This is a genomic window from Nonomuraea sp. NPDC003707, assembly GCF_053587055.1.
This window is the reverse complement of sequence record NZ_JBSFNK010000008.1, coordinates 359,647-372,975: the sequence shown is the minus strand read 5'-3', so window position 1 is coordinate 372,975 and position 13,329 is coordinate 359,647. Positions and strand designations below refer to the sequence as shown.

10 protein-coding genes are annotated in these 13,329 nt (G+C 72.7%); 6 read left to right on the top strand and 4 right to left on the bottom strand.

Annotated features, from left to right (window positions below; genetic code table 11):
- Positions 1 to 38 precede the first annotated feature (38 nt).
- The gene (locus ACWDRB_RS23535) at positions 39 to 371 is read left to right on the top strand and encodes an ArsR/SmtB family transcription factor (protein WP_449896816.1); all 333 of its coding nucleotides are present in this window, start codon (positions 39 to 41) and stop codon (positions 369 to 371) included.
- 8 nt (positions 372 to 379) lie between these two features.
- On the opposite strand, the gene ACWDRB_RS23530 is transcribed toward ACWDRB_RS23535, so the two are convergent.
- Together ACWDRB_RS23530 and ACWDRB_RS23525 are read right to left on the bottom strand one after the other, a co-directional pair.
- Entirely contained in the window at positions 380 to 1,294 is a 915-nt protein-coding gene (locus tag ACWDRB_RS23530; RefSeq protein ID WP_449896814.1) for a hypothetical protein, read from the bottom strand.
- A gap of 2 nt (positions 1,295 to 1,296) precedes the next feature.
- Positions 1,297 to 3,855: a DUF7824 domain-containing protein gene (locus ACWDRB_RS23525; protein ID WP_449896812.1), complete on the bottom strand. Its 2,559-nt coding sequence runs from the start codon at positions 3,853 to 3,855 to the stop codon at positions 1,297 to 1,299.
- A 188-nt stretch (positions 3,856 to 4,043) separates the two neighbouring features.
- Here ACWDRB_RS23525 and ACWDRB_RS23520 point away from each other — a divergent pair, with 188 nt between their 5' ends.
- Together ACWDRB_RS23520 and ACWDRB_RS23515 are read left to right on the top strand one after the other, a co-directional pair.
- Complete coding sequence (locus ACWDRB_RS23520) at positions 4,044 to 4,730, top strand: TetR/AcrR family transcriptional regulator (RefSeq protein WP_449896973.1); 687 nt, start codon at positions 4,044 to 4,046, stop codon at positions 4,728 to 4,730.
- A complete protein-coding gene (locus ACWDRB_RS23515; protein WP_449896810.1) occupies positions 4,727 to 5,923 on the top strand; it encodes a cytochrome P450 in 1,197 nt (398 codons plus the stop codon). Before ACWDRB_RS23520 ends, ACWDRB_RS23515 begins: the two co-directional genes overlap by 4 nt.
- Positions 5,924 to 5,938: 15 nt before the next feature.
- Here ACWDRB_RS23515 and ACWDRB_RS23510 read toward each other — a convergent pair whose 3' ends face one another.
- Positions 5,939 to 6,880 carry a ThuA domain-containing protein gene (locus ACWDRB_RS23510; protein ID WP_449896808.1) on the bottom strand — a complete coding sequence of 314 codons (942 nt, stop codon included), beginning with the start codon at positions 6,878 to 6,880 and terminating at the stop codon, positions 5,939 to 5,941.
- A 177-nt stretch (positions 6,881 to 7,057) separates the two neighbouring features.
- On the opposite strand from ACWDRB_RS23510, the gene ACWDRB_RS23505 reads away from it, so the two are divergent.
- Positions 7,058 to 9,178, top strand: a complete 2,121-nt coding sequence (locus tag ACWDRB_RS23505; protein ID WP_449896806.1) for an outer membrane protein assembly factor BamB family protein — start codon at positions 7,058 to 7,060, stop codon at positions 9,176 to 9,178.
- Positions 9,179 to 9,184: 6 nt separating this feature from the next.
- On the opposite strand, the gene ACWDRB_RS23500 is transcribed toward ACWDRB_RS23505, so the two are convergent.
- A complete protein-coding gene (locus ACWDRB_RS23500) occupies positions 9,185 to 9,958 on the bottom strand; it encodes an IclR family transcriptional regulator (protein WP_449896804.1) in 774 nt (257 codons plus the stop codon).
- 198 nt (positions 9,959 to 10,156) lie between these two features.
- Here ACWDRB_RS23500 and ACWDRB_RS23495 point away from each other — a divergent pair, with 198 nt between their 5' ends.
- Together ACWDRB_RS23495 and ACWDRB_RS23490 are read left to right on the top strand one after the other, a co-directional pair.
- Positions 10,157 to 11,617, top strand: a complete 1,461-nt coding sequence (locus ACWDRB_RS23495; protein WP_449896802.1) for an aldehyde dehydrogenase family protein — start codon at positions 10,157 to 10,159, stop codon at positions 11,615 to 11,617.
- Positions 11,614 to 13,329, top strand: a complete 1,716-nt coding sequence (locus ACWDRB_RS23490; protein ID WP_449896800.1) for a thiamine pyrophosphate-binding protein — start codon at positions 11,614 to 11,616, stop codon at positions 13,327 to 13,329. The genes ACWDRB_RS23495 and ACWDRB_RS23490 overlap by 4 nt, the downstream gene beginning before the upstream one ends.

The window sequence follows — 13,329 nt, the reverse complement described above, 5'->3', positions numbered from 1 at the left end:
TCGTCGTCAAACTTCGATGCCTGTCGTACTATTGGCCCATGGGACGTACACCACCGCACCCCGAGGTGTCGCAGTTCGGCCTCCAGCAGGTGCTGGAGGCCCTCGTCGATCCGGTACGCCGGAGCATCGTCACGCAGCTCGACGCCTCCGGCGAGGACATCAAGTGCGGCGACTTCGACATACCGGTCAGCAAGTCCACCGCCACCCACCACTTCAACGTGCTGCGCGAGGCGGGCCTGATCCGGCAGTACTACGTCGGGACCGCACGGATGAACACCCTGCGCCGGGAGGAGATGGACGAGGCGTTCCCCGGTCTCCTCACCGCCCTCACCACCCCTCAGGCCCGCGCGGCCCAGCCTCTCGCCGGCTGACCCCGGCTTCAGAAGCCGATGCGCTCCGGCGCCTGGGCGACAGGTCCGAGCACGAAGCCCAGGGCGGTGCGCAGTTCGGCGATCGTCTCGGGCGGCAGTTCGAGGTGGGCCTCGAACGTGGTCTCGGCCCCCAGAGCGTCGGCGGCCTCGGGCGTCAGCTCCAACCGGAGCGCCGACTCATCCAGGGTGATGGAGCGCACGCCCTCGCTGGTGCCGCGGGTGCCGTGCCGGGCCACCAGGTAGACCTCCTCGTAGCCCATCACGTAGAGGTGCTCGGACTCGTCGTCGGCGGACTCGGCCAGGAAGAGCACGCGCTGGCGGTGCTCGTCGCGCCGGCCGAAGTCGCGGCAGGTCATGGCCGCGGCCGGGACGTAGGCGACGTCCCCGTGGATCGGGGGCGGAGGCGGCGGGCGGCGGCCCGAGTCGTCGTCGCCCCATCGGGGGTAGCGCCGGTCGTAGTGTTCGCCGTACGTCGTGGGCATGCCGATCGGCGCGGCGGTCGGAAGCGCGGCCAGCAGCCAGCCGGGCGACTCCGTGCGGGGGAACGTGGTCAGCTCCGCCAGCGCCGCCGGCGCGGGCACGTCCTCGAACGGCGGCGCGGAGGAGTCGACGCGCCCGGTGTAGCCCCGGCTGCCGGCCGGGAACGCCAGCTCGCAGGTGAACCAGGTGCCGGAATCGGCCTGGTAGGAGAGCTCGCGCAGGCGCTGGAACGGCTCGTCCAGCCCCTCGGCGGCGATCTCTCGGCCGTCGCGGGTGAGCGTGGTCCGCGCGTACGAGCCGACCTGGGCGCGGCGGACCTCCAGCCGCGTCCAGCCCGGCTCGGCGACGTCGCGGGCGAGGTCGCCGATCTCCAACCGCAGGGCGTGGCCCTCGTCGTGCCGGGTCCGCCAGTGCTTGTTCTTTCGGGATCGTCTGGCCGCCATGGTCATCCTTCCTGGCCGTTGTCGCCGGTGAGCAGGTCGTGCAGCCGGCGGATCTCGCGCAGCAGGCCGCTGCCGCCCCTGCGGGCGGCCATGGCGCGTACCTCGGGGATCTCGCCGCGCGCCCCGGACCACTCGGCCGCCGCGGCGGCGAGGGCGACGAAGCCGGCCAGGCCGTTGCGGGGGCGCTCGCCCGGCGCGGGCAGCAGGGCGGGCAGGGCGGTGGCGGCGATCCGCCACACGTGCGCGTGGGCGCCTCGCCGGGCCGCGGCGTCCAGCGCGGCGACCATGTCGATCATCCGCACCTCGCCGCTCGCCAGGAGGAGCCCGGTCTGGCGGCCGACCTCCTCCGCGGGCAGTTCGCCACGCGCGGCGGTCTCCAGCAGGACGTCGACCGACTCGGGCACCCGCGGGTCGCCCAGGACCCGGGCGAGGACGACCGCGAACGCCGCCCCGACCGGCCCCTCCGCGCGGGCGAGCTCGTGGGCCTGCTCCGGCCCGACGGTGTCGTGCACCCAGTAGCGCCTGAGCGCGTGCGGCATGAGGTACGCGGCGGCGACCTCGCGGTGGGAGGGCAGCGTCGAGGTCCACCATTCGCGGTGCTCGCCGCCGCCAGAGTCCTCGGGGACGCTGAGCATCAGGTCGACCAGCGGCAGCCCGGTGGGCGCGACGGTGGCCGACGGCACCAGGCGTATGTCGTGGCTGTGGCTCCGATCGTGCCAGTCGTGGCCTTCGCCTTCGCCGTTGCACCGCCACTCGAGCTCGATCGCGACCTCCGGGCAGGTCCACCCGGCGACGATCCGGCCCGCGCCGGACGTCAGGCGTGCGGCCCGCCGCATGGCCTCGGGATCCGGGGTGCGCGGCAGGCGCAGCAGCGCCTGCTGGAGGTCGGCTGCCAGCGGCTTGGCCCCGGCCGCCTCGATCACCTCCAGCCGCCGGACGAGCTCGGCCGCCGCCACGTGCCCGGTGCTGTGCGTGGGCGTGGCCAGCAGCAGCGGCGGGAGGGTGTCCTCCTCGACGGCCCGCAGGATCTCGGCCGCGCGATGCAGCAGGAGCCGGAGCGGGGCGGCCAGCCGGGTCTGCGGCATGTAACGCGTCCAGGCGTGCCGGACGGCCGCGGTCCCGGTCAGGGAATGCGTGGCGCCGTCGAACCACTGATCGACCCGCTCCCAAGCCTCCTCGCGGTACGTCCAGCCGGGCCCGCCGATCAGCCGGGGGCGCAGCTCCGCCACCAGGCCCGCCCGGTCGCGGCCGACGAGCGTGACGAACCCGGCGAGCCGCCGTTCCCAGGCCTGCCAGGAGCGGGCCCCCTCCGCCATCAGCTCCTCGATGGACTCGATCGGAGGCGCGAAGGCGACGGCGCGTCCGGGCGCCGCGGGCAGCGGCGGCAGCACGAACGCGGGCTCGGCCTCGGCGACGCTGCCGCCCGCGAAGGCGGCGGAAGCCCGCAGGCCGAGGTGAGGCGGGAGCAGCTCGATCGCCTCGCGTACGGTGGCGCGACCCTCCTCGGTCATGCGGCCGGCATGCGCGACGGCCAGCTCGACGGCCTTCTCCTGCAGCTCGGCCGAGTCGGCGGCGAACGCGCTGGCCAGCGACCCTGCGACCAGGCCGGCCAGCTCGGGCGCGCGCCGCACGGAACGGTCGAGCCACGACATCCCGGCGCGCACCAGCTTGCGCTCGGGGCGGAACAGCAGCGACTCCCACGCCTCGACCAGGTCGTCGGCGGTGAGCTCGCCGCAGGCGCGCAGGCGCTTCAGGGCCAGCTCGGCGACCGGGCCCGGGGAGGCGGGCAGCAGGCGCAGGTAGTCGCGGGCGCGGCCTGCGGCCTCGGCGGGCGAGGGATCCAGCGCCTCGTGCAGGCGTACGAAGAACCGCAGGTCGATGGGCGTGCCACCGAGCAGGAAGCGGCGGACGCAGCCGTCGATCAGCGCCTCGCGCCGCACCCTGCCCGACTCGGCCGCCTCCAGCAGCGCCCGCAGCCAGCCCTTCTCCGATGCTTTGTCCCACTGGAGCACCCGGCCCACGCCCTGGGCCTCGAACAGGCGCGGCAGCAGGTGGTCGAGCAGCGGGTCGTCGGACAGCGACGGCTCACGACTCACCCAGCCGGCCACCAGCGGCTCGTGCGGCGGCGGCTCGATGCCGGTCTCGCGGAGCAGGGCCAGGGCGAGCCCCATGCCGCGGTCGTCGGGCACGCGCATGCGCAGCACCAGCCGCTCGGCCAGATCGGCGCGCCAGGCGGCGGGCCGGTCGGCGAGCACCGCGAGGACGAGGCCGACGTCGGCGTCGGGGCCGTCCCACTGCGGCGCGAAGTCGCGCCGGTAGAGCCAGGACGCCACGGCCGCCGCCCCGCCGAAGGTGGCCGCGCCCGCCACCCGCAAGGCGCTCCCATAGGCGACCAGGTCGTCGTCCCACCGGTCGAACCGGGCTCGCAGCTCCTTCAGCAGCTCCGGCAGTCGGGCGGCGACCTCCTTGCGCCCCTGCTCGTCCAGCGCCTTGACCTGCTCGGCGAGCCGGTCGGCCTGGCGTGCGACGATCAGCTTCTCGATCTCTCCGCAGTGATCCACAGCGGGGACATTAACCACCGCCGCCGACACTTTTGGCCACACTATTAAATCAGTCGCTTGACTTACGTACCTCCACCTGGTTAGCTGGCGAGAAGGGGTCCACTCGGGGAGGTCATGGTGGGTCAAGGATGCGGTGAGAGCCGCGCCTTCGAGCCGCGGGGGCCGTACGGTCCGGCTCGGTGGCGACCATGACGGTGCGGGCCGAGCGGGCCTGCGCGACCCGCGAGCAGATCCTGACGGCGGCCGAGCGGCTGTTCGCCGAGCACGGGGTGTTCGCCGTCTCCAACCGGCAGGTCAGCGAGGCCGCCGGGCAGGGCAACAACGCCGCCGTCGGCTACCACTTCGGCACGAAGACCGACCTGGTACGCGCGATCGTGCGCAAGCACATCGAGCGGATCGAGCGCGTCCGCCGCCGCATGCTGGCCGAGACGGCCGGGTCCGGCGAGGTACGCGACTGGGTGGCGTGCCTGGTGCGCCCGGTCACCGAGTATCTCGCCGAGATGGGCAACCCCACGTGGTTCGCCCGGTTCGGCGCGCAGGTGATGACCGACCCCGTCCTGCGCGACATCATGATCGAAGACGCGCTGAGCTCCCCCACGCTCGTCGAGATCCTCGGCGAGCTGAAGCGGTGCCTGCCCGAGCTGCCGCCCGACGTACGGGCCGAGCGCAGGGACATGACGAGCCACCTCATGGCGCACGTGTGCGCCGAGCGCGAACGCGCGCTGGCCGAGGACACGCCCACGCCCCGTGCCGACTGGCACGACACGGCGACCGGGCTGATCGACGCGACCGTCGGACTGTGGACAGCACCTGTCACAGCGCCCACCACTGGGCCCGGCGGCCGGACCACCTCACGCAAAGGAAGCCGGCGATGACCGAGATCCACGAGTTTCCCATGGCCAGAGCGGCGGGCTGCCCGTTCGACCCGCCGCCGCCCCTGCGCGACCTGCAGAAGGAGGGGCCGCTGGCCAAGGTCAGGTTGTGGGACGGCAGCACCCCGTGGCTGGTGACCACGTACGCCGAGCAGCGGGCGCTGCTGGCCGACCCCAGGGTCAGCGCCGACGTCACCCGCCCCGGCTACCCGATCCAGGCGCCCCGCATCGGCGCCGGCGGCACGATCAGCTTCATCATGATGGACGACCCCGAGCACTCCCGGCTGCGGCGGATGGTGCAGGCCCAGTTCACCGTCAGGCGGACGGAGTCCCTGCGCCCGGCCGTGCAGAAGATCGTGGACGACCTGATCGACGACCTGCTGGCCGGCCCGAATCCGGTGGACCTGGTGGAGGCGTTCGCGCTGCCGGTGCCCTCGCTGGTGATCTGCGCGCTGCTCGGCGTGCCGTACGCCGACCACGACTTCTTCCAGGAGAACAGCAAGACCGTCATCAGGCGCAGCACGCCGCCCGAGGAGCGGGCCGCCGCCGGCGCGAGGTTGTTCGAGTACCTGGACTCCCTGATGGGCGAGAAGCTCGCCGACCCGGCGGACGACCTGCTGTCGAAGCTGGCCGAGCGGGTCAAGGCCGGCGAGATGACCCGGCAGGAGGCCGCCCAGATGGGCGTGCTGCTGCTGATCGCCGGACACGAGACCACCGCCAACATGATCGCCCTGGGCACGCTCGCCCTCCTGCGGCACCCGGGCCAGCTCGCCCTCCTGCGCCACAACGACGACCCACGGCTGGTCGCCAGCGCGGTGGAGGAGCTGCTGCGCTTCCTCAACATCACCCACAGCGGGCGCCGCCGGGTCGCGCTGGCGGACATCGAGATCGGCGGCCAGGTCATCCGCGCGGGCGAGGGGATGATCATGGCCAACGACATCGCCAACCGCGACCCCGCGATCTTCCCCGACCCCGACGAACTGGACATCCGCCGCGACGCCCGCCGCCACGTGGCCTTCGGCTTCGGCGTCCACCAGTGCCTGGGCCAGCCGCTGGCGCGGATGGAGCTGCAGGTCGCCTACAGCACGCTCTACCGGCGCATCCCGTCCCTGCGCCTGGCGGCGGACCTGGAACAGATCCCCTTCAAGCACGACGGCCAGGTCTACGGCGTCTACGAGCTCCCCGTCACCTGGTGACCCGCCGGCACCTGCTCAGCGGCAGAAGGGCGCCATGCCCATGACGGACTTCACGCCGCCGAGCAGGTGCTGGACGAAGTACTGGTCGCCGTCGAGCGGCTCGTCGGTCCACGCCTTGACGTCGTGGCCGAGGGTGGTGAGCCAGGCCCTGCCGCCGTCGTAGTACTGGCACCAGCTGACCGGGTGGTCGCCGCCGTGGCCGGGATGACCGAGGTTGCCGCGCACGCCGCGGGCCAGCGTGCTCTCGTCCACCTTGGCCAGGACGCGGACGCGCGTGGGGAACGGGACGAGGTTGTACCACTCGTCGGTGAAGGCCCAGCGCTGCGGCAGCCCCTGGGTGGAGGCGTCGCGCCGGTCGGCGGTGACGACGGTGCCCGGCTGGTTGGCGGCGTGGTCGTAGAAGTTGGCGTTGCCGAGCAGCCCTTCGTACCAGGGCCAGTTGTACTCGGTGCCGAAGGCGTTGTGCACGCCGACGAACCCGCCCCCGGCCCGGATGTACTGCCGCAGCGCGGTCTGCGCGGCGTCGTCGAGGGTGTCCCGGGTGGTGCTGAGGAACATCACCGCGTTGTACGGCAGCAGCCGCCCCGCCGAGGACAGCTGGGCGACGTCCTCGGTGTAGTCGACGGCGAAGCCGTTGTCCTGGCCCAGCTTGAGCACGGCCTTGATCGCGACGTTGTCGTCGTTGAGCGGCGGGTTGAGCCCGGGGCCGAGCGGGGTGCCGAGGTGGGCGTGGCGGGGACCGGCGGTGCGGCTGTAGACGAGCAGCCGGTAGCCCTTGGCGGGGTCGAAGTTGCCCCAGTCGTGGTAGCAGCGCGGGTCGGTGCCGCGACAGACGCCGTAGTCGGGGTCGCCGAGGTTCTGTGCCCCCTCGCGCGAGGCGGCGGAGCCGGGAGCGGTGGCGGTGAGCAGGAGTGCCGCCGCGCCGGTGAGGGCGGCGATCGACAGTCTGGTACGCATGGGCACCTCGCGCCTCGATCCACTAGATGGATCGGATGGTCCACTAAGAGGTTCGAGCGTAACCACGGCCCGGCACGAGAACAAGCTCTTGCCTTCACGTTCGGCCGAGGCTTATGGTGCGTCCGTCATATGGATCAATAGGTCCATGTAGCGGACCGCTGAAGGTGTGTGGTGCCAGTGGAACGACGTAACTTCCTCCTCGGCGCGGCCGCGGCGCTGACCACCGCCGCCACGGTCGCGGAACCCGCCACGGCCGCCACGGAACGCCAGCCCGCCTCCCTCGGCGTCGCCGGCAAGGACTTCCCCAAGGTCTGCGGCAACCTGGGCAACCACAACCACTCCCCGCTCAAGCAGATCACCGCCCGGAACCTGAGCCGCCTGGGCGGCGCCTGGCACGTCAACCTCGAGGGCGGCAGCACCGCGGCGCACCAGCAGAGCACCTGCGTCGTCGAGAACGGCGTCCTGTACGTGCAGACCACGCAGCAGAACGTCTTCGCCGTGGACGGCCGGACCGGCGCGATCAAGTGGCAGACCAACCTCGGCACCAGGCAGACCAACATGCGCGGCGTCGCCCTCGGCGAGGGCCTGGTCTTCTCCACCTCGGGCGCCAACATCGTCTATGCCTTGAAGAAGGACACCGGCCAGGTCGTCTGGCAGCGCCGGCTCATCACCGACGACGAGGGCGGCGGCGACACCGGCGGCTGCGACCCGCAGAACGGCCAGTGCGGCGGCCTGACCGGCACACTGGCCGGCGCCGTCGTCTACCACGACGGCCTGATCTACGTCGGCATGCAGGGCAGCACCGGCGGCGCGCGCGGCCGGGCGTACGCGCTCACGGCCGCCACCGGCGAGGTCGCCTGGACCTTCTGGGCGTGCCCCGGCGAGGGCCAGTTCGGCAACGACACCTGGGAGGGCGAGTCCTGGAAGACCGGCGGCGCGGTGCCGTGGATCCACCCGGCCGTCGACCCGGAGCTGGGCCTGGTCTACTGGACGTTCGGCGGCTCCTACCCGCGCCTGGACGGCTCCGGCCGGGGCGGCGACAACCTGTTCGCCAACTCGATCGTGGCCATCGAGGCCAAGACCGGCAAGCGCAGGTGGCACTTCCAGTCGGTGCACCACGACATCTGGGACCTGGACAACGTCATGGCGCCCGTGCTCGTGGACATCAAGGTCAAGGGCAGACTGCGCAGGGCCGTCGTCTACGGCAGCAAGGCCGGCATGTTCTACATCCTGGACCGGGAGAGCGGCGAGCCGCTGCACGGCGTGGAGGAACGCCCCGTGCCGCAGGACCCCCGGCAGAAGACCGCGCCGACGCAGCCCTTCCCCGGCGGCGAGCCGTTCATCACGCAGGCGCCCGAGTTCGGCAAGGCGACCAGGCCGGTGCCGTTCTACGCCTGGGGCGGTCTCTACACGCCGCACTGGGACCGGGCCACGATCATCTTCCCGGGCGCGGGCGGCGGCGCGGACTGGGCGCACCTGTCGTACAACCCGCACACGGGCTGGATCTACGTCGGGTACGGGCTGATCAACTCCGGCTTCTCCAACACCCACGACGGCCGGGTCAACACCTCGCGCCCGCTGGGCGAGTACTTCGCGGGCGGCATCGCGGCCGTGGACCCGCGCACCAACGAGCCGGTGTGGACCCTCGACCGCGAGTGGTCGCTGGCGCACGGCAACGGCATCCTGACCACCGGCGGCCGGGTGATGTTCCAGGGCGGGCCGGACGGGCTGCTGCACGCCATGGACGACACCGACGGCCGGATCCTGTGGAGCTTCCAGTGCGGCGCCGGCGTGCACACCAGCCCGATCAGCTACGAGATCGACGGCGAGCAGTACCTCGCGGTCCTGGCCGGTGGCAACGGGCTGCCGTATCCGGACATCCCGCGCGGCGACCACCTGTGGGCGTTCAAGCTGGGCGGCAAGGTGGCCCCGGCGGCCACGCCCACGCCGCCCAGGAAGCGCAACGACATCAGGGCGGCGGCCGTGGCCGGCACCACCGTCACGCTCGGCCGGATCTGGGACGCCGCGAACCAGCGACCCGGCGCGACCGAGAACACCGTCGCCCAGAACGCCATGTCACCCCAGCACCTGCGGGTGCCGAAGGGTACGACGGTCACCTTCGCCAACCCGGCCGACAACAAGTCCGCGCACGCCGCCGTGTCGTTCTTCGAGTACGAGTTCGACAGCGGCGTGCTGATGCCCGGCCAGTCCTTCACCCACACGTTCGACACCGCGGGCGAGTACTTCTACAACGACGCGATCTTCCCGCAGAACACCGGCAAGATCGTCGTCTACTGACGGCGCTCAGGCGAGGGGGTGGTCGAAGCCGCGTTCGGACATGCGCTTGGCCACCTCCCGCAGGTCCGCGGCGAACTCCGCGACGCGGTCGTCGCCGAAGCGCACCGTCGGGCCGCTGAGCGTCAGCGCCGCCACGGTCGCCCCCGAGCCGCTCGTCACGGGCACGGCGACCGCCGACAGGCCGGGCTCGCGCTCGCCGTGGCTGACCGCGTGGCCGTCGCGCGCCGCCTGGTCGATCCACTCCCGCAGGGTGGCCGTGTGGGACTCGCCGTACGGGGAGGAGCGGGCGACCCGGGACAGCAGCCGCTCGGGGGCGTCCTTGAGCAGGATCTTCGAGGAGGCCCCCGCCCACAGCGGCAGCTCGTCGCCGACCCGTACGACGTGGCGCAGCGGCTGCGGGCTCTCCTGCTGGGCGATGCAGACGCGGTGGACGTCGCGCAGCACGTACAGGTTGACGGTCTCCCGCTGCCGCGCGCCGAGCTCGCGCATGAGCTGGACGGTCTCCGGCGGCAGCTCCCACGCCGTGCGGGCCAGATGCGCCCACCGCCACAGGGCGGGGCCGGCCGCGTAGCCCTTCGGCGTGCTCCACAGCAGCCCCATGTGCTCCAGGGTCTGCAGCAGCCGCAGCGCCGTCGTCTTGGCCAGCCCCGTCTCCTCGACGACCTCGCGGATGGTCAGCGTCCGCCGCTCCTCGGTGAGCAGCGACAGGATGTCGAACGCCCGCTGGACGCTGCGCACGCCGCCGCTCTCACCGGACTCTGCGGGAAGGTTCGAAGGCACGGGTCCTCACTTGTGAGTAGAAGGTGAACCTGCTGCCCACCTTCTCATGCGGTCCGCAGGCTAACATCTGGTCCGCTTGATGGTCCATATGATCCGCTATGTGGTTCAGGGTCTTGCCAGAACCCGTACCGTCCTCATACCGTGAGGCCATCCACAGTGCGGTTCATGAGAACCGCTTAGCGGATCCATGGAGCCGCCATGAACGCAATCCACGACACCGGCTGCCTGGTCGCCGGCCAGTGGCTCACCGAAGGACCGCGGGCCGAGCGCGTCGGCCCCTACGTCCGCCAGGTCGTCAGCCGGGCCAGAACGGCGCAGGCCGACGACGTCACCACAGCTCTCGGCTACGCTCAGCGGTCGGCCAGGACGATCGCGCGGCTGGCCCCGGCCACCCGCGCGGACATCCTGGAGCGCGCCGCCGCCGCGCTCACCGATCGCGGCGGCGAGCGCGGCGAGGAGTTCGCTCGCCTCCTGGCGCTCGAACTGGGCAAACCGCTCAAGGACGGGCGCGGCGAGGTGCTGCGAGTGGCCGACACGCTGTCCGTCGCGGCGGCCGAGGCCAGGCGGATCGGCGGCGAGGTGCTGCCGGTGGCGGGCTGGGCGCGCGGGGTCGGCAACACCGCCCTCACCCAGCGCGCCCCGGCGGGCCCGGTGCTGGCGATCACGCCGTTCAACGCGCCCGCGAACCTGCTGGCCCACAAGCTCGCCGCCTCCTTCGCCGCCGGCAACACCACCATCGTCAAGCCGCCGCCGCAGGCCCCGGCCGTCTCCACGGCGCTGGTCGAGCTGCTGCTGGACGCCGGCATGCCGGTCGAGGCCGTACAGGTCCTGCACGGCGGCGGCGAGGTGGGCGCGCGGCTGTGCGCGGCGCCGGAGATCGCCGTGGTGAGCTTCACCGGCGGCGTCGCGGCCGGGCACGCCGTCGCCCACGCCGCCGGGCCGAAGCGGGTGCTGCTCGAACTCGGCGGCAACGCCGCGACCATCGTGTGCGAGGACGCGGACATCGCCGAGGCGGCCCGGGTCTGCGCCCGCACCGGCTACAGCAACTCCGGCCAGAGCTGCATCTCGGTGCAGCGCGTCTACGTCCAGCGCTCCCGCTTCGAGGACTTCGCCGACGCCCTGACCGGCGAGGTGAAGGCCCTGGCCGTGGGCGACCCCCTCGACCCGGCGACCGACGTGGGCTCGATGGTGGACGACGCCGCGGCCGAGCGCGTGGTCCGCTGGAGCGCCGAGGCCGCCGGGGCGGGCGCCCGCATCACCGTGGGCGGCAGTCGCGACGGGGCGGTGATGGCGCCCACCGTCGTGGTCGCGCCGCCCCGCGACGCGCGGGTGGTCAGGGAGGAGGTGTTCGGCGCGCTGGTGGCCGTGCTCCCCTACGACGGCTTCGACGAGGTGATCGAGGAGTGCAACCGCAGCTCGTACGGCCTGCAGGCCGGGATCTTCACCCACGACGTGCGCCGCATCCTCACCGCCTGGCGGGAGCTGGAGGTCGGCGGCCTGATCGTCAACGGCTCCTCCAACTTCCGCCTCGACCACGTCCCGTTCGGCGGCGTGAAGGACTCCGGCATCGGCCGCGAGTCGCCCCGCTGGATGATCGAGGACTTCACCGTGACCAAGACCCTCATGCTCAAGGGGCTGACGATCTGGGGAGATCAATGACCACCGCCGCCCACGCGCTCGTCGCGCAACTGGAGGAGCTCGGCGTCGAGTACGTCTTCGGCACCTGCGGGCACACCAACATCGCGGTGCTCGACGCGCTGGCCGACAGTCCCATCCGCTTCGTCATCGCCCGCCACGAGCAGGCCGCCGCGCACGCCGCCGACGGCTACGCCCGCGCCGGCGGCAAGCCAGGCGTGCTGCTCGTGCACGTCGGGCCCGGCCTGACCAACGCCGCCACCGGCGTCATGACCGCCGCGCTCGACTCGGTGCCCCTCATCGTGATCTCCGGCGACATCCCCTCCTACTACCGGGGCCGCCACCCGCACCAGGAGATCAACCTGCACGCCGACGGCGACCAGGCGTCGGTCTTCCGCCCCTTCGTCAAGCGGGCCTGGAACGTGCACCGCGCCCAGGACCTGGGCCGGGCCGTGGAGCGGGCCTTCTGGACGGCGCTGTCGGGACGGCCGGGCGCCACGCTCGTCAACGTGCCGATGGACGTCTTCTCCCGGCCCGCGGCGCCGTACCCGCCGATCAGCCACGCGGCGCCGCCCGACCTGCCCGAGGCCAGCGCCGAGCTGATCGCCGCGACGCTGGCGGCGGCCGAGCGGCCGCTCGTCTATGTCGGCGGCGGCCTGCGTGAAGAAGCCGACGCGCTGATCGCGCTGGCCGAGCATCTGGACATCCCCATCGCGCACTCGCTCATGGCCAAGGGCACCGTGCCCGACGCCCACCCGCTCGTGCTGGGCATGCCCGGCTTCTGGGGGCTGGAGCTGACGAACGCGTACGCCCGGGAGGCCGACGTCGTGCTCGCCCTGGCCACCCGCTTCGCCGAGACCGACGCCAGCTCCTGGGACCCCCGCTTCACCTGGGACTTCTCCGCCGGCAGCACGCTGATCCAGATCGACATCGACCCGGCCGAGCTCGGCCGCAACTACCCGGTGGCGATCGGCGCGGTCGCCGACGTGGGGCTCGCGGTCAGGGCGCTGGCCGAGGCCGCCAAGGCCCATCCCCCGGCCGACAGGCCGGAGCTGAGGGAGAAGATCCGCGAGGCCAGGTCCGGGCTGTTCACCGCGAGCAGGGAGCGCGGCCGGAGCGAGGACTTCCCGCTGCGGCCCGAGCGCATCCTGGCGGACCTGCGCGATACGATCCCCGCCGACGCCGTGCTGGTCACCGACGTGGGCTGGAACAAGAACGGCGTCGCCCAGTGCTACGAGCTGCCGCCGCAGGGGCGGTTCATCACCCCCGGCGGCGCCTCCACCATGGGGTTCGGCCCGGCCGCGGCCGTGGGCGTACAGCTGGCCCGGCCGGAGCGGACGGTGGTCGCGCTCATCGGCGACGGCGGCATGAGCGCGCAGCTGCCCGCCGTGCCGCTCGCGGTCGAGCAGGGCGCCCCCGTGATCTTCGTGGTGATGAACAACAGGTCGCACGGGACCATCTCGGACCTGCAGGCGGCCCACTTCGGCCGCAGCCACGGCTGCGACTTCACCGACCCGGCCGGGCGGCCCTACAGCCCGGACTTCGCCGCGCTCGCCGTCGCGTGCGGCGCCGACGGCCACACCGTCACCACGCCCGCCGAGTTCGGCGCGGCCCTGCGCGCGGCCGTCGCGAACCGGCGTCCCGCGGTCATCGACGTCCCGATGGTGAACGAACCGGTGCCGACACCCGGCCACTGGAACATCAAGGACATCTATCAGGGGATGTTCTCCGACTGA